General features: G+C 70.2%; 11 protein-coding genes. 6 read left to right on the top strand and 5 right to left on the bottom strand.

The window, feature by feature from the left end:
* Positions 1–19: 19 nt before the first annotated feature.
* Positions 20–1369, bottom strand: a complete 1350-nt coding sequence (locus OG432_RS16595) for a YibE/F family protein (RefSeq protein ID WP_328311708.1) — start codon at positions 1367–1369, stop codon at positions 20–22.
* A 198-nt stretch (positions 1370–1567) separates the two neighbouring features.
* Here OG432_RS16595 and thiC point away from each other — a divergent pair, with 198 nt between their 5' ends.
* The gene (gene thiC, locus OG432_RS16590; RefSeq protein ID WP_328311707.1) at positions 1568–3346 is read left to right on the top strand and encodes a phosphomethylpyrimidine synthase ThiC; all 1779 of its coding nucleotides are present in this window, start codon (positions 1568–1570) and stop codon (positions 3344–3346) included.
* Positions 3347–3412: 66 nt separating this feature from the next.
* On the opposite strand, the gene OG432_RS16585 is transcribed toward thiC, so the two are convergent.
* The 3 genes from OG432_RS16585 to OG432_RS16575 form a co-directional block, all read right to left on the bottom strand.
* Positions 3413–4258: a hypothetical protein gene (locus OG432_RS16585; protein WP_328311706.1), complete on the bottom strand. Its 846-nt coding sequence runs from the start codon at positions 4256–4258 to the stop codon at positions 3413–3415.
* Positions 4259–4431: 173 nt separating this feature from the next.
* Entirely contained in the window at positions 4432–5688 is a 1257-nt protein-coding gene (locus tag OG432_RS16580) for a metallophosphoesterase (protein WP_328315133.1), read from the bottom strand.
* A gap of 258 nt (positions 5689–5946) precedes the next feature.
* Positions 5947–7098, bottom strand: coding sequence for a LacI family DNA-binding transcriptional regulator (locus OG432_RS16575; protein ID WP_328311705.1), 1152 nt, complete (start codon positions 7096–7098; stop codon positions 5947–5949).
* A gap of 409 nt (positions 7099–7507) precedes the next feature.
* Here OG432_RS16575 and hisC point away from each other — a divergent pair, with 409 nt between their 5' ends.
* Positions 7508–8590 carry a histidinol-phosphate transaminase gene (gene hisC / locus OG432_RS16570; RefSeq protein WP_328311704.1) on the top strand — a complete coding sequence of 361 codons (1083 nt, stop codon included), beginning with the start codon at positions 7508–7510 and terminating at the stop codon, positions 8588–8590.
* A 20-nt stretch (positions 8591–8610) separates the two neighbouring features.
* On the opposite strand, the gene OG432_RS16565 is transcribed toward hisC, so the two are convergent.
* The gene (locus tag OG432_RS16565) at positions 8611–8991 is read right to left on the bottom strand and encodes a cyclophilin-like fold protein (protein WP_328311703.1); all 381 of its coding nucleotides are present in this window, start codon (positions 8989–8991) and stop codon (positions 8611–8613) included.
* A gap of 356 nt (positions 8992–9347) precedes the next feature.
* Between OG432_RS16565 and OG432_RS16560 the strand changes: the two genes are divergently transcribed.
* From OG432_RS16560 to OG432_RS16545, 4 genes are all read left to right on the top strand, one after another.
* Positions 9348–10856 (top strand): cytochrome ubiquinol oxidase subunit I, encoded by a 1509-nt coding sequence (locus tag OG432_RS16560; RefSeq protein ID WP_328311702.1) that lies wholly within the window; start codon positions 9348–9350, stop codon positions 10854–10856.
* Positions 10857–10874: 18 nt separating this feature from the next.
* Entirely contained in the window at positions 10875–11876 is a 1002-nt protein-coding gene (cydB, locus tag OG432_RS16555) for a cytochrome d ubiquinol oxidase subunit II (RefSeq protein ID WP_328311701.1), read from the top strand.
* Positions 11877–11991: 115 nt separating this feature from the next.
* Positions 11992–15510 (top strand): thiol reductant ABC exporter subunit CydD, encoded by a 3519-nt coding sequence (gene cydD / locus OG432_RS16550; protein ID WP_328311700.1) that lies wholly within the window; start codon positions 11992–11994, stop codon positions 15508–15510.
* A 19-nt stretch (positions 15511–15529) separates the two neighbouring features.
* The gene (locus OG432_RS16545) at positions 15530–17287 is read left to right on the top strand and encodes a GAF domain-containing sensor histidine kinase (protein ID WP_443058399.1); all 1758 of its coding nucleotides are present in this window, start codon (positions 15530–15532) and stop codon (positions 17285–17287) included.
* Positions 17288–17311: the final 24 nt, after the last annotated feature.

The following is a 17311-nucleotide window of genomic DNA, read 5'->3' as shown; positions in this document are numbered from 1 at the left end:
TACTTGGCGGGCTGACCCGCTACTTCCTGCGGCGGTGGCCGCCCGCGCCGCGCTTCGCGACCAGCCGCGGCGCCGTGCGGCCGTCGGGGGCCGCACGGTCTGCGGAGACCACCAGGGCGGCCAGCGCCGTGGTCAGCGGCACCGAGGCGACAAGCCCGATCGATCCGACGAGGGTGCGCACGACCTCCTCCGCCACGAGCTCGCTGTTGGCCACGGTGCCCACACTGCTCTGCGCGATCGAGAACAGCAGCAAAAGGGGCAGCGCGGCGCCCGCATAGGCGAGTACCAGCGTGTTGACCACCGACGCGATGTGGTCCCGGCCGATCCGGATGCCCGCCCGGTACAGCCCCCGCGGGCCCATCGTCGGATTCGCCTCGTGCAGTTCCCAGACGGCGGAGGTCTGGGTGACCGTCACATCGTCGAGCACGCCGAGGGAGCCGATGATGACGCCGGCGAGCAGCAGGCCGGACATGTCGATGTTCGGGTAGAGGCCGTGGATGAGGCCGGTGTTGTCGTCGGTGTTGCCGGTGAGCGCGGCCCAGCCGATGAAGAGCGAGCCGAGCACGCCGATCAGCATCAGTGAGACGAGGGTGCCGAGGACGGCGACGGAGGTGCGTGCGGACAGGCCGTGGCACATGTAGAGCGCGATCAGCATGATGGCGCTTGCGCCGACCACCGCCACAAGCAGCGGATTGGAACCCTGCAACACCGCCGGAAGGATGAACAGGGTCAGGACGGCGAACGAGACCACCAGTGCCACCAGCGCCATCACCCCGCGCAGCCGGCCGACGAGCACGACCGCGAGGGCGAAGATCCCCGCGAGCAGGGCCATCGGGAACCGCCGGTTCACATCGGTCACCGAATACTGCAGGTCATGCGGCGCGTCGGGCGCGTACGAGACGATCACGCCCTGGCTGGCGCGCAGTTGGCGGGGCGAGTCGGGCTGGACGATCTCGGTGAAGGTGCGGCCCTTCTCCTTGCCCGAGGTGACCTCGACGGTGGCCTTCCCGCACCACTTCCTCGGAGCCTCCTCCCTTGCCTGCCGGCTCTCGGCGGTGGAGGTGTCGCCGTTCGATGGAGCTTGACCGGCGTTGACCGATGCGCAGTCCACTTTGTCCACTTTAATGACCTTGGCCTGCTGGGTCTGGCGGTCGAAGCCGACCCCGGTCCGCTGATGCGGTGGAGCGCCACCGGGCCAGAGCACCACGAGCCCCACAAGTACCGCCGTGGAGAAGGGAATCAGCACCGCGGCGATGACTTTGCGCAGGTGCTTCGACACGGGTGCGGCGGGCCCGTGGCTGTGCGAGTGGCCGTGTCCGTGGCCGGATCCGCCGGGAGGGTGCGGAGGGTGCGGTTCTGGTGAGGTCACCGCCCGATCATCGCAAGAACAGAGGGGGCCCTCTGTTCAGCGCGCCAGTGAGGGCGCTAGCGTGGTGGCACCTTTGCACACGCGGGAGCTCGGAGCACCGGGCTGAGAGGGCGCTGAATACCGTACGAACCGTACGGAAGAGGCTGCGCCGACCGCCGAACCTGTTACCGGGTAATGCCGGCGTAGGGAGTAGGTCTCATGACCGTTCAGGACACACGCACGCCTGCCTCCAGCACTGAGGAGAGCGGGAAGTCCATCGGCTGGCACAAGGGGTACGTCGAGGGATCGCGCCCCGACCTCAAGGTGCCGGTCCGCCAGGTGCACCTCACCAACGGCAAGGCCGTGACGCTGTACGACACGTCGGGGCCGTACACCGATCCCGCCGTCGACACCGATGTGCGCCGCGGTCTCGCCCCGCTCCGGGAGAACTGGATCATCGGGCGCGGCGACACCGAGGAGTACGCCGGGCGTCCGGTCCGGCCCGAGGACGACGGCATCAAGCACACCTCGCCGCGTGGGGGCCTGAAGAACCTCGACGCGGTCTTCCCCGGCCGCCCGCGCCAGCCCCGCCGCGGCCGAGGCGGCCAGGCCGTCAGCCAGCTCGCGTACGCCCGGCGCGGCGAGATCACCCCGGAGATGGAGTACGTCGCGATCCGCGAGAACGTCTCCCCCGAGGTCGTCCGCGAGGAGATCGCGGCGGGCCGGGCCGTGCTGCCGGCCAACATCAACCACCCCGAGATCGAGCCGATGATCATCGGCAAGCGGTTCCTGGTGAAGGTCAACGCCAACATCGGGAACTCCGCGGTCACCTCCTCCATTGAGGAGGAGGTCGACAAGATGACCTGGGCCACCAAGTGGGGCGCCGACACGGTCATGGACCTCTCCACGGGGCGCAACATTCACACCACCCGCGAGTGGGTGCTGCGCAACTCGCCCGTCCCGATCGGCACGGTGCCGCTGTACCAGGCCCTGGAGAAGGTCGACGGCCGCGCCGAGGACCTGACCTGGGACATCTACAAGGACACCGTCATCGAGCAGGCCGAGCAGGGCGTCGACTACATGACGGTCCACGCCGGTGTCCTGCTGCGCTACGTGCCGCTGACCGCCCGCCGCAAGACCGGCATCGTCTCGCGCGGCGGGTCGATCATGGCGGCCTGGTGCCTGGCGCACCACAAGGAGTCGTTCCTGTACGAGAACTTCGAGGAGCTCTGCGAGATCCTCGCGGCCTACGACGTGACGTACTCGCTGGGCGACGGCCTGCGTCCCGGATCCATCGCGGACGCCAACGACGAGGCGCAGTTCGCGGAGCTCCGCACGCTCGGGGAACTCAACACGATCGCCAAGCGTCACAACGTACAGACGATGATCGAGGGCCCGGGACACGTCCCGATGCACAAGATCAAGGAGAACATCGACCTCCAGCAGGAGATCTGCGAAGAGGCCCCGTTCTACACCCTGGGGCCGCTGACCACCGATGTGGCGCCCGCCTACGACCACATCACCTCCGGCATCGGTGCGGCGATGATCGCCTGGTGGGGCACCGCGATGCTCTGCTACGTCACGCCCAAGGAGCACCTCGGCCTGCCCAACCGTGACGACGTGAAGACCGGCGTCATCACGTACAAGATCGCCGCCCACGCCGCGGACCTGGCCAAGGGGCACCCGGGCGCACAGGAGTGGGACGACGCGCTCTCGGACGCCCGGTTCGAGTTCCGCTGGGAGGACCAGTTCAACCTGGCCCTCGACCCGGACACCGCCCGGGAGTTCCACGACGAGACGCTGCCCGCGGAGCCGGCCAAGACCGCGCATTTCTGCTCGATGTGCGGCCCGAAGTTCTGCTCGATGAAGATCTCCCAGGACATCCGGCGCGAGCACGGCGGCGACCTGAAGTCGGACGAGATCGAGGCCGGGATGGCGGAGAAGTCCAAGGAGTTCGCGGACGCGGGCAACCGGGTCTATCTGCCGATCGCCGACTGAGGCGAAGAGCGGCGCGCTGCCCCGGGAGCCGATGGCTTCCGGGAGCGGCCGCCGAGCGCGGGCGGATCAGTCCGGCTGGCGTTCCGGGCCCCCGAAGTCGGGGCTTGTGAAGTCCGGGCTGGTGAAGCTGGGGTGGCCGGAGGGGGAGTCGCCCTGGTCGGGGCTGTCGAAACCCGGGCGGTCGTAGCCGAGGGAGGGGATCCGGCCGGTCGGGCGGCGGCGTGCCGGGGCGGCGGGGTCGACGCTCGGGTCGGCGAGCGCGTCGCGCAGGAAGGGGTAGATGCCGCGCTCCAGGAGGGCGTGGCGCCATGCCTCGCGGGCGCGGGAGAGTTCCTGGACGTGTTCGTCCGGCGCGTCCGCCTCGTGGGCCTCGTCGACGGCCACCACCTGCGTCGCGCCGTTGCGCACCGCCGTGATCAGCAGCCCGACGGCGGCGGCGAGGATCGCGGCGGCGGTCAGCGCGCCGAAGAACCAGCCGGCCGTCACCATGGTGCCGGCGAACGTGGGCACCGGGTTGAGCATCTTCAGGATGTAGCCGACCAGCAGGAAGATCGCGGCAGCGGTGCCTGCCAGCACGGGGGCCAGCACGGTGACGACGGCGCCGACGCCCGCGCCCGAGGGCTCCAGCGGTGTGCCGTCGGTGAGCAGCAGGGCCGAGTCGTGGGTGGTGGCGTCGCCGGATGCCCTCAACGCCTGGCGCGCCTTGACGTAGTTGTCGTACTCGGGCCCCGCCCGCTCGGTGATGAACGTGCCGGCGGCCAGCACCATGGTGCGCAGCTGCACGGCGTTGAGGCGTTCGCCGATACCGGAAAGACCGGGCCGTTCGTGCGCGGTGCGCAGCGCCTCGTCGAGGATCCGCTCGAACTCCTGGCGGTCCTCGGGAAGCAGGTGCGGAGCGCTGTTCATGTGCATCCCCCGATGCTCCGTAGGGCCGGGAAGCCCGCCTGGTGAACGGGCAGTTGGGCGGAAACGGAGGAGAGCCTGCTACGGATAACCCGATGGTAGAGCCGCTACGGCACCGGGAGACAGGGTGTTTCCGGAAATGGCATACCCGGCGCTTTGCTGAACGCCTTCCCGGTCACCCGTCAGTCATGCAGCGGGAGTTGCTGGACCAGCAGCTTTCCGGCCATGGTCACGCCGCCGTCCATGGCGATGGCAAGACCGTCGGCATACAGGTGCGGCCCCTCGACCACGGGGCGCGAGTCCTCCTCGCCGTCCTCGGTGCCGACCTCGCCGAGCAGATACGGGATCGGGCTGTGGCCGTGCACCACGCGCCGCCCGCCGTACGCCGCGAGCAGCTCGCGGGCGGCGTCGGGGCCGTCGCGGAACGCGAACCGCTTGGTGAGTTTGCGGAACAGGTCCCAGCACTCGTCGGCGTCGTTGCGGTTGAGGATCGCGTGGACGGTGTCGTTGACCGCCTCGATGGAGTCGCCGTAGTCCAGATAGGCGGTCGTGTCGGAGTGCATCAGCAGGTGGTCGTCCTCCTGCTCGATCGCGTCGAGACGGGACATCCACTGCAGGTGTACGTCCTGGAGCCGGTCCATGTCGGACTTCTGGCCGCCGTTGAGCAGCCAGGCAGCCTGGAAAGTGGCCGTGCCCGCGCCGGAGTTGACCGGGGTGTCGGCGAACCGCTTGGCGCCGATGAGCAGCAGTTCGTGGTTGCCCATGAGGGCCTTGCAGTAGCCGCCGGCGGCCGCGGCCTCGGCGGAGAGACGCATGACCAGGTCGATGACGCCGATGCCGTCGGGGCCGCGGTCGGTGAAGTCGCCGAGGAACCACAGGCGGGCGGTGCCGGCGGCCCAGTTGCCGGATTCGTCGATGAGTCCCTGCCGGCGCAGGGCGGCCAGGAGTTCGTCGAGGTAGCCGTGGACATCTCCGACGACGTACAGCGGGCCGGGGCCGTCGGGCGTCTGCACGGGGGCGGGCTCGACCACGGGCACCTGGACGGTGTCCCCCCGGTTGATGATCGGGAGGTCGCGGGCGGTCGGGGTGTACCCCTCGGGCGGCTCGTCACCTGGATAGGCGCTTGCGCCGGGTACCGCCGCGGGCTCCTGGGGCGCGGGCGCCCCGGGCGGGGCGGCCGGGGGCTCCGGACGGAACTCCGGGGCCGGCTGCTCTTGACGGAATTCCGGAGTCGCCGTCATCGGGCGAGGTTCCACGGACCCGGGCGCCGGGTGGAACCCCGGGGCCGCCGGCTCCTGGTGGAGTTCCGGAGCGGGCGGCGGCGGCCACGAGCCCTGTTCCCCGGGTGGTGGCACGGGGGTCTGTTGCGCGTACGGCGGCACCCGGAAGTCACGCAACGTCTCCGTCCGCACGGGTCCCTGACCGGCCCCCTGAGTCATCGACCCCTCCACCACCGTCGCGCAGCCGTACACCGTGGGATCCGCCAGGTCGGGCAGCGATCCGTGGTGTCGTGCGCCCATCATAGGAATGCGCCTCATGCTGTGTGACGCACCAGGGGTGGTCAATCCGGGTGCGAGCAGGGTTAGCGGGTGGTTATGTCCTCAATGTGGCGGTCCGATCCCGGCTGATCTTCGCCGTTCTGACGGCCCGGGGCCCCCATCGTCCGGCCGGGTGGTGTCACCCGGCCGGACGCCCCCTCAGTTCTGTCCGGGCTGACCCGGTTGGCCGGACGGACCGGACTGGCCCTGCGCCGGTGAGCGCGGCGGGCTGACCGTGGTGCGCGGCGGACGGCGTTGGGACGACGTCCGCACGATCAGTTCCGTCGGTATCACCTGCTCGATGGGGTGGCCGTTGTCGATCCCTTCGATCGCGTCGATGAGCAGCTGGACGACGGCCGTGCCGATGCGCCGTGGTTTCAGCGAGAGGGTGGTGATGGGCGGTTCGGTCGTGGCGTACACGGTGGATTCGCTGCAGCACACCAGGAGCAGGTCCTCCGGTACGCGCAGCCCGTAGCGCCGGGCGGCCGCGAGCAGGTCGGTGCCGTTGGGGTCGAAGAGTCCGTAGACGGCGTCCGGCCGGTCCGGGCGGGCGAGCAGCCGGTCGGCTGCGACGGCGCCCGCACAGGGGTCGTGGGCCGGGTAGGACTCGTACACCGGGTCCTGGCCGACCCGTCCGCACCAGGTCAGATAGGCCTCGGTGGACAGGCGGGTGTAGGTGTCGGTGGTGGTTCCGGTGAGCAGTCCGATCCGGCGGGCGCCGGCTGCGGCGAGATGGTCGAGCAGGTCGAGCACGGCGGCCTCGTGGTCGTTGTCCACCCACGCCGTGACGGGCAGGCTGCCCGCCGGGCGGCCGTCGGAGACGACGGGAAGGCCCTGGCGTACGAGTTCGGTGACGACGGGGTCCTGGTCGGAGGGGTCGATGACGACGGTGCCGTCGAGGGCGACGTTCGACCAGACGTCCGCCGGGCTGCGGCGTGAGGTGGCGGGAAGGATGACGAGGGCGTAGCCGCGGGCCAGCGCCGCGGAGGTCGCGGCTCTCGCCATCTCGGCGAAGTAGGCGAATTCGGTGAAGGTGAAAGGTTCATCCCCGTAGGTCGTCACGGTCAGGCCGATGAGGCCGGACTTGCCGGTACGGAGCGTGCGGGCCGCTGCGGATGGGCGGTAGCCCAGCCGGTCTGCGACCTCGCGGACGTGGCGGCGGGTGGCGTCGGGGAGCCGGCCCTTGCCGTTGAGCGCGTCTGAGACGGTCGTGATGGAGACACCGGCGGCGGCGGCCACGTCCCGAATGCCCGCCCGCCCCAGCCGGCGACCGGTCGACCGGCTCACCTGGTGCTTCCCTGCTGCTGTCATGGCGTGCCGATAGTAGGGCGATGACGCGCGGTTGGCCCGGGTGCATATGCACGCGTTGACAGGCACGTTTCTGCATGATCAAAAACAGTCAATGACCTTGCCTTGCAAGGGAGTTCATGGGTCGGACGTTGTGGTGGCGCTTGTCGATCCCTGGGCGGCTGCCACCTGTCCGAGGTCTCGAAGAGGTCTCAACTCACCTTCACGGGTGATGCGCGCCAGGGCGCGGGCCACCGGCGCGCGCCAGGGCGGCGAGCGCTCCCCCCCTGCTCGTCGGCCCGCCGGAACCGGCGTCCCGTCCGCTATTCGCAGGGAAGCCGAATCCTCATAAGGTGAGGAGTATTGGATGTGTACGGAGCTGTCCGCGGCGGCGTGCACAGCATCTGTACGCGACGGTCGAGGAGGACCTGCGGTGAGCGAGACGAGCCCCAAGCTGCGCGCCGAGCTGGACGGCATCCCCACCTACAAGCCCGGTAAGCCCGCGGCCGCGTCCGAGGGGCCGGTCGCCTACAAGCTGTCCTCGAACGAGAACCCCTACCCGCCGCTCCCCGGCGTGATGGAGAGCGCCGTCGCGGCCGCGGGCGCCTTCAACCGCTACCCGGACATGGCGTGCACCGGGCTCATGAACGAGCTGGCCGAGCGCTTCGGGGTGCCGCACGCGCACCTGGCCACGGGCACCGGCTCGGTGGGGGTGGCGCAGTCGCTGGTGCAGTCCACGTCGGGCCCCGGCGACGAGGTCATCTACGCCTGGCGCTCCTTCGAGGCGTACCCGATCATCACCCAGATCAGTGGAGCGAAGTCGGTCCGGGTGCCGCTGACCCCGGGCGATGTGCACGACCTGGACGCGATGGCGGACGCGATCACCGACCGGACCCGGCTGATCTTCGTCTGCAACCCGAACAACCCGACGGGCACCGTGGTGCGCAGGGCCGAGCTGGAACGGTTCCTCGACCGGGTGCCCTCCGATGTCCTGGTGGTCCTCGACGAGGCGTACCGGGAGTTCATCCGCGACGCCGAGGTGCCGGACGGCATCGAGATCTACCGGGACCGTCCGAACGTGGCCGTCCTGCGCACCTTCTCCAAGGCGTACGGGCTCGCGGGGCTGCGGGTCGGGTTCGCGGTGGCTCACGAGCCGGTCGCCGCGGCGCTGCGCAAGACGGCCGTGCCCTTCGGGGTCAGCCAGCTCGCCCAGGACGCGGCGGTCGCCTCGCTGCGTGCCGAGGACGAACTGATGGGCCGCGTCGGCTCGTTGGTGTGCGAGCGGGACCGGGTGTACGAGGGTCTGGTGCAGCAGGGCTGGACCGTGCCCGAGACGCAGGCGAACTTCGTCTGGCTGCGCCTCGGGGAGCGGACGGTCGACTTCGCCGCGGCGTGCGAGGCCGCTGGTGTCGTGGTCCGGCCGTTCGCCGGTGAGGGCGTGCGCGTCACGATCGGTGAGAGCGAGGCCAACGACCTGTTCCTCAAGGTCGCGGAGGGCTTCCGCAAGCAGGTCTGACGTACGCGGCGCCCGCTCGGTCAGATGGCGTCGACCCGGATCGGGTCGCCGGAGCGGACCGTGGCGAGCTGCCGGGGGTCGCCGTCGATCCGGCCGAGGATGTTGCAGGGGCTGGCGAGCCGGCATTCGTCACCGCGCGAGATCGGGGTGGGGCCGTACGGCAGCGCGAGCGCGTCGCCGTCGGTCCAGAACGCCACCGTGCCCGGCTCCACCACTTGGCGCGCGTCCGGTTCCTGGGCCAGGGAGACCGGGGTGTCGAAGTAGACCTCCTCGCCCCAGGTGTGGGCGGTGGACGTGATCGGGAGTGCCCCCGCGAGCGCCGTGCTCGTGGGGGTTTCCTCAAGGGTCGCGGTGAGGCTGCCCGCGGGCCATGAGATGCGTATCCGTAGCTGGTTCTCCATGGCGCCGCATTCAACAAGATGTTGAAAGCGATGGGAAGAGGGTGTCCACGCCCGCCCCTGCGTCTGCGCCTTCCCGCCCCCTGTGCCCACACCTCTCCCGCTCCTGCGCCCGCGCTTTCCCCTTCTCTGTGCCCGCATCTTTCCCGCCCCCGCGCCCGTTCTTTCCCGTCTCCGCCCGGTGGCGCAGATGTGGCGCACGCCCTAGGGGACCCCCCTGGGGGGCTCGACAGTGCGTACGACATAATGCTTGTGAATGTGAACGCGTTCACAAGCGTGTCCCGCTTCCTCCCGTGATCGGGCGGATTAAAGGGGCAAGCCTGCGGCTGTGACCACGGCGATGTAAGGAGAGTGCCGACGTGGACCTGGCTCTGGCGCCGGAGACCCTGGCGCGATGGCAGTTCGGCATCACCACCGTCTACCACTTCCTCTTCGTCCCCTTGACGATCTCGCTCGCCGCGCTCGTCGCCGGCCTGGAGACCGCCTGGGTGCGAACCGGCAAGGACAAGTACCTCAAGGCGACCAAGTTCTGGGGCAAGCTCTTTCTGATCAACATCGCGATGGGTGTGGTCACGGGCATTGTCCAGGAATTCCAGTTCGGCATGAACTGGTCCGACTACTCGCGCTTCGTCGGCGACATCTTCGGTGCCCCGCTCGCCTTCGAGGCGCTCATCGCCTTCTTCTTCGAGTCGACCTTCATCGGGCTGTGGATCTTCGGCTGGGACAAGCTGCCGAAGAAGATCCACTGCGCCTGCATCTGGATGGTCTCCATCGGGACCATCCTGTCCGCCTACTTCATCCTGGCGGCCAACTCCTGGATGCAGCACCCGGTCGGCTTCAAGCTCAACAAGGTCACCGGACGCGCGGAACTCACCGACTTCTGGAAGGTCCTGACCCAGGACACCACCCTGGTCGTCGTCTTCCACACCCTGACCGCGGCCTTCCTCACCGGTGGCGCGTTCATGGTCGGCGTCGCCGCCCTCCACCTGCGCCGCAAGAAGCACATCCCCGTGATGCGCATGTCGCTGCGGCTGGGCCTGGTCACCCTGGTGATCGGAGGGCTGCTCACGGCCGTCAGCGGCGACTCGCTCGGCAAGGTCATGTTCAAGCAGCAGCCGATGAAGATGGCCGCCGCCGAGGCCCTGTGGGACGGCGAGAAGCCCGCGCCGTTCTCGATCTTCGCCGTGGGTGACGTGGCCAAGGGCCACAACGACGTCGAGATCTCGGTGCCCGGCGTCCTGTCCTTCCTCGCCGACAACAACTTCTCCTCGTACGTCCCCGGCATCAACGACGTCAACAAGGCCGAGCAGCAGAAGTTCGGGCCCGGCGACTACCGGCCCAACATTCCGGTCACCTTCTGGGGCTTCCGCTGGATGATCGGCTTCGGCATGACGTCCTTCGTCATCGGCCTGGCCGGGCTCTGGCTCACCCGTAAGAAGTTCATGCTGGCTCCGGGGCTGAGGACCGGTGAGGACGAAGTGCCCAACCTGGTGCTCTTCAAGAACACGGCGCTCGGGACTCGCCTGACCAAGTGGTACTGGTTCTTCGCGGTCTGGACGCTCGGCTTCCCGCTGATCGCCAACTCGTGGGGCTGGATCTTCACCGAGATGGGCCGCCAGCCCTGGGTCGTCTACGGCGTACTGCGCACCCGGGACGCGGTCTCCCCCAGCGTCTCGCAGGGCGAGGTCCTCACGTCGATGATCGTCTTCACGCTGCTCTACGCCGTGCTCGCGGTGGTCGAGGTCAGGCTGCTCGTGAAGTACGTGAAGGCCGGCCCGCCCGAGCTCACCGAGGCCGACCTCAATCCGCCCACCAAGATCGGCGGGGACGACCGCGACCCCGACCGGCCGATGGCCTTCTCGTACTGAGGCTGAGGAGATCGAGGCATGGAACTCCACGACGTCTGGTTCGTACTCATCGCCGTCCTGTGGATCGGCTACTTCTTCCTGGAGGGATTCGACTTCGGGATCGGCATCCTGACGAAGCTGCTGGCCAGGGACCGGACCGAGAAGCGCGTCCTGATCAACACCATCGGCCCCGTGTGGGACGGCAACGAGGTGTGGCTGCTCACGGCCGGCGGCGCGACCTTCGCCGCCTTCCCCGAGTGGTACGCGACGCTCTTCTCCGGCTTCTATCTGCCGCTGCTGATCATCCTCGTCTGCCTGATCGTCCGAGGTGTCGCCTTCGAATACCGGGCCAAGCGGCCCGAGGAGAAGTGGCAGCGCAACTGGGAGCAGGCCATCTTCTGGACCTCGCTCATCCCGGCGTTCCTCTGGGGCGTCGCGTTCGCCAACATCGTGCACGGCGTGAAGATCGACGCGCACATGGAGTACGTGGGCGGCTTCTGGGACCTGCTCAACCCGTACGCGATCCTGGGCGGGCTCGTCACGCTGTCCCTCTTCACCTTCCACGGTGCGGTCTTCGCCTCGCTCAAGACGCTCGGCGACATCCGCGGGCGGGCCCGCGCGCTGGCGCTCAAGCTGGGCCTGGTGGCGGCCGTACTCGCCCTCGGATTCCTGATCTGGACCCAGGTCTCGGACGGGGGCACGAAGAGCCTCGTTGCGATGGTCGTCGCTGTCCTCGCACTGATCGGGGCGATCGCGGCCATCAAGGCGGGGCGAGAGGGCTGGTCGTTCGCGCTGTCGGGCATCACGATCGCCGCCGCGGTGGCGATGCTCTTCCTGACGCTCTTCCCGAACGTCATGCCGTCCTCGCTGAACGACGCCTGGAACCTCACGGTCTCCAACGCCTCGTCCAGCCCGTACACCCTCAAGATCATGACGTGGTGTGCGGGGGTCGCGACCCCGGTCGTACTGCTCTACCAGGGCTGGACGTACTGGGTGTTCCGCAAGCGGATCGGCACGAAGAACATCGCCGAAGCGCACTGACCCCGGGGCCGCACGGTTCGCCGGAGGCTCTCACGGTCCACGGGTGTGTTTCACGTGAAACACACCCCTCCCGGGCCCACCCCGCTCCGACCCTTTCCGTTGGGGGATGTTTCACGTGAAACCGATCGACCCGCGCCTGCTGCGCTACGCCCGAGCCACGCGCTTCTTCCTCGCCGCGGTGGTGGGCCTCGGGCTGGTCGGGGCCGGGCTGATCGTCTCCCAGGCCATGCTCATCGCGGACATCGTCGTGGGGGCGTTCCAGCACGGTGATGATGTCGCCGCACTGAGGACGCCGCTGCTGCTCCTCGTGGCCGTCGCGGCCGGGCGCGGGGTGGTCTCCTGGCTCACGGAGCTCGCCGCCCACCGGGCGAGCGCCGCGGTCAAGTCGGAGCTGCGGGGCCGCCTCCTGGAACGGGCGGCGGGGCTCGGACCGGAGTGGCTGAGCGGTCAGCGCACGGGCTCCCTGGTGGCGCTCGCCACACGCGGTGTCGACGCGCTCGACGACTACTTCGCGCGCTATCTCCCGCAGTTGGGCCTCGCGGTCGTGGTGCCGGTGGCGGTACTGGCGCGGATCGTCACCGAGGACTGGGTGTCCGCGGCCACCATCGTCGTCACCTTGCCGCTCATCCCGTTGTTCATGATGCTCATCGGGTGGGCCACGCAGTCGCAGATGGACCGGCAGTGGCGGCTGCTGTCCCGCCTGTCGGGGCACTTCCTGGACGTGGTGGCCGGGCTGCCGACGCTCAAGGTGTTCGGCCGGGCCAAGGCGCAGGCCGAGTCGATCAGGACGATCACCTCCGACTACCGCAGGGCGACCCTGAAGACGCTGCGGATCGCCTTCATTTCCTCCTTCGCCCTCGAACTCCTCGCGACGATCTCGGTGGCGCTGGTCGCGGTGGGCATCGGTATGCGTCTGGTCCACGGCGACCTCGATCTCTCCACCGGCCTGGTGATCCTGATCCTGGCCCCGGAGGCCTACCTGCCGCTGCGTCAGGTCGGGGCGCAGTACCACGCCGCGGCCGAGGGACTCTCGGCCGCGGAGGAGATCTTCGAAGTCCTGGAGACCCCGCTGCCCCAGGGCGGGAGCGCGCAGGTGCCGGCGGGACCGGTCCGCATCGAGGTGGACGCCGTCACTGTGCGGCATGCCGGGCGTACGCAACCCTCCCTGGCGGATGCCTCCTTGGTCGTCGCGCCGGGCGAGACGGTTGCCCTGACCGGCCCGAGCGGTGTCGGCAAGTCCACGCTCCTCAACGCGCTGCTCGGCTTCGTGACGCCGCAGGACGGTGGACGGATCCTCGTGTCCGGCACCGATCTCGCGACGCTCTCCCTCGCGCGGTGGCGCGAGCGGATCGCCTGGGTGCCGCAGCGGCCGCACCTGTTCGCGGGGACGATCGCCGAGAACGTGCGTCTGGCCCGGCCCGACGCCGACGACGCGGCCGTGCGAGACGCGCTGCGCGACGCGGGCGCGCATGACTTCGTGGCCGCGTTGCCGGATGGCGTGGCCACGGTCCTGGGTGAGGGCGGCGCGGGGCTTTCGGCGGGGCAGCGTCAACGCCTCGCCCTCGCCCGCGCCTTCCTCGCCGACCGGCCGGTTCTGCTGCTCGACGAGCCGACGGCCGCGCTGGACGGCGAGACCGAGGCCGGCATCGTCGACGCGGTACGCAGGCTCGCGGTGGGCCGTACGGTCCTGCTCGTCGTGCACCGCCCGGCCCTGCTCGCCGTCGCGGACCGCGTGGTCGAGCTGCGGGCCACCGAGGCACCGTCGTGCGCCCCGGTGCAGGGGACATCCCGACCGGCATCAACTCCCCTTCGTAAGACTCCGGTTGAGCCCATCCCCGGACCGGACGCCGTCACGTCGGAGCCGGTGGCCGGCCACAACCCGTTGGCCCGGGTGCGTGCCGCATCGCGCGGAGTACGCGGCCGCATCACGCTCGCGCTGATCCTCGGTGCGTTGGCGCTGGGCTCGGCCGTCGGCCTCATGGCCACGTCCGGCTGGCTCATCTCGCGCGCCGCACAACAGCCACCGGTGCTCTATCTGATGGTGGCCGTCACCGCGACCCGAGCCTTCGGGATCGGGCGCGCCGCGTTCCGCTACGCCGAGCGTCTCGTCTCGCACGACGCCGTTCTGCGGATGCTCGCCGAGCTGCGGGTCGCGGTGTACCGGCGCCTTGAGCGCATCGCACCCGCGGGACTGCGCGAGACCCGCCGAGGGGACCTGCTCGCGCGGCTGGTCGCCGACGTGGACGAACTCCAGGACTACTGGCTGCGCTGGGCGCTTCCGGCCGGGGTCGCCGTCATCGTGTCGGTCGTGAGTGCCGGCTTCACCGCGTGGCTGCTGCCCGAGGCCGGTGCCGTGCTGGCCGCGGGCCTGCTCCTGGCGGGGGTCGTGGTGCCGTGCGTCAGCGGGGCTCTGGCCCGGCGGGCCGAGCGGCACCTGGCACCGGCACGCGGACTGCTCGCCACCCGAGTGGCCGATCTGCTCACCGGAACCGGCGAGCTGACGGTGGCGGGGGCCATCGACCGGCGCGCCCGCGAGGTGAAGGACGCCGACGCGACGCTGACCCGGATCGCCTCACGGGGTTCTGCCGCCACCGCGTTCGGCGCCGGGCTCTCCGCGCTGGTCTGCGGCGTCACCGTGGCCGTTGCCGCGCTGGCCGGGGTGCAGGCGGTCGCGGCCGGACGGCTCGACGGGGTGCTGCTCGCCGTGGTGGTGCTGGTTCCGCTCGCCGCCTTCGAGGGCGTGACGGGGCTGCCCGCCGCCGTGCAGTCGCGCCAGCGGGTCCGCCGCAGCGCCGAGCGCGTCTACGAGGTGCTCGACGCGCCCGCCCCCGTACGGGACCCGGAAGCGCCTTCCGCCGCGCCCGCCACACCGTTTCCGCTGGAGCTGCGCGGCATTCACGCGCGGTACGTCGGGCAGGAGCGGGACGCACTGCACGATTTCGGGCTGCGCCTCACCCGGGGCAAGCGGGTGGCGGTCGTCGGTACCTCGGGATCCGGCAAGACCACCCTCGCCCAAGTGCTGCTGCGCTTCCTCGACCCCACGCAGGGCACCTACGCGGTCGGCCGGAGCGACGCGACGCGCCTGGACGGCGATGACGTGCGGCGGCTCGTCGGGCTCTGCGCCCAGGACGCGCACCTGTTCGACAGCTCGGTGCGGGAGAACCTCCGGCTCGCCCGCACCGACGCCACCGACGACGAGCTGCGGGGTGCCCTGGACCGGGCCCGGCTCCTCGACTGGGTCGACGCCCTGCCCGACGGTCTCGACACCCTCGTCGGCGAACACGGCGCCCGGCTGTCCGGCGGGCAGCGCCAGCGGCTCGCCCTGGCCCGTGCCCTCCTCGCCGACTTCCCCGTGCTCGTCCTGGACGAGCCCGCGGAACACCTGGACCTCGCGACCGCGGACGCCCTCACCCGGGACCTGCTCGACATCACCGAAGGCCGCACGTCCGTGCTGATCACGCACCGGCTGCGCGGACTGGAAGCCGTAGACGAAGTGCTCGTACTCGACGAGGGAAGGACCGTGCAGCGCGGCGCGTACGAGGACCTCGCACTGGTCGACGGGCCGCTGCGGCACATGCTGGAACGAGAGCGCGAGACCGAGGCACGACAGGACCCGACTTTCCTCGCCAAATAGGACTAACTACTCTCAAGGCATGTCAGTGCCGCGAGACCCGAAGAGACCGCCGGGCCACCAGGACGTCCAGGGCCTGGCCGGCGGGGAGCAGGATCCGCTCGAAGCGGCGACCCGGGCCACCCGCAGCCTGCAGGGGCTGTCCACCGAGCTCACCGCGCGGGTGCCCCAGCTCCTTGAGGCGATGCGCTCGGTGGGGACGGGCCTTGAGCTGCACTCCACCCTCGACCGGATCTGCGAGACGGCGGCCGAACTCGCCGGCGCGCGGTACGCGGCGATCGGGGTCGTCGACGAGGAGGGCAGGGGGCTCTCGGACTTCGTGACGTACGGCGTCAACGACGCCGAGGCACGGGCGATCGGACACCGGCCCGACGGGCACCGCGGGCTGCTCGGCTGGTTGATCCATCACCCCGAACCCCTGCGACTTGCCGAGATCTCCGCCGATCCCCGCTCGGCGGGGCTCCCTCCGCATCATCCGCCGATGCGCACCTTTCTCGGTGTCCCGATCCGCGTGCAGGGCGAGATCTTCGGCAATCTCTATCTGACCGAGAAGCACAGCGGAGGCGAATTCAACGACTACGACCTGCACATGGTGCGGGTCCTCGCCACCGAGGCCGGGATCGCCATCGGCAACGCCCGGCTCTACGAGGCGGCACGCCAGCGCGAGCGGTGGATCGACGGGTCGGTCGCCGTCACCACGGCCCTGCTCTCGGGCGGTGACGCGGACGACGCCCTGGAGGTCGTCGCCGAACAGGCCCGCCATCTGGCCGATTCCGACGCCGGCATCGTGCTGCTGCCGGCCGAGGAGGGCGGTCTGGAGATCGTCGCGGTCTCCGCCGACAATCCGCGTGTCTCGCTCGGCATGGTGGTGCCGCCGGAAAGTCCGGTCGTGTCCACGCTGCTCGACGGCGAGGCGGTCTTCGTCGATGAGGCGGCATCCGACCCTCGCATGATCACCAAGCTGTCGGAGCGCTACGGACCGAGCATGCTGCTGCCGTTGCAGAGCGGCGGCAGGGTCCTGGGCGCTCTCGCCACGCCCCGCGTGCTGGGCGCGCGCCCCTTCACCGAGGCCGAGCGGACGCTCGCCAGCCAATTCGCCTCACAGGCCGCACTCGCCCTGATGATGGCGGAGGCTCAGCGGGACCGCGAGCGGCTCGCGGTGTACGAGGACCGTGACCGCATCGCCCGTGACCTGCACGACCTGGTCATCCAACGCCTGTTCGCCACCGGAATGATGCTGGAGGGTGCGCAGCGCAAGTCCATCGTGCCCGAGGTGCAGGGCGGCATCGGCAAGGCGGTCGACGAACTCGACGTCACCATCCAGGAGATCCGCACCGCGATCTTCGCGCTCCAACAGGGCCCGGCGGAGGCGCCCTCCGGGCTGCGCACCCGCGTGCTGCGGGAGATCAACATGGCGGCCGTTCCGCTCGGCTTCAAGCCGGCCCACCGCTTCCTCGGCGCCGTCGACACCCTGGTCGGCGAACTGACCGGCAAGAACCTGATCGCCGCGCTGCGGGAAGCACTCTCGAACGCCTTCCGGCACGCAGAGGCGTCCCGGATCGAGGTCGCCGTCGACGCCACGGCCCAGCTGCCGGACGGCACCCCCGGTGTGCGGCTCACGGTCGCGGACAACGGGGTCGGGATCCCGCCCGGCGGCCGCCGCAGCGGACTGCGCAACCTTCAGCGGCGGGCCGAGGCGCTCGGCGGATCGAGTTCCTACGGCCCCGGCATCGGGGATGGCGGGGGTGGCACGACGGTCCTGTGGGAGGCACCGCTCTGACGCCCGCCGGGGCGCCCGCCGTGA

Origin of the sequence: Streptomyces sp. NBC_00442, assembly GCF_036014195.1 — a bacterium.
In the GTDB taxonomy this organism is placed as follows: Bacteria; Actinomycetota; Actinomycetes; order Streptomycetales; family Streptomycetaceae; genus Streptomyces.
Note: the sequence above shows the minus strand (reverse complement) of the source record. Positions and strands in the feature narration are given on the sequence as shown.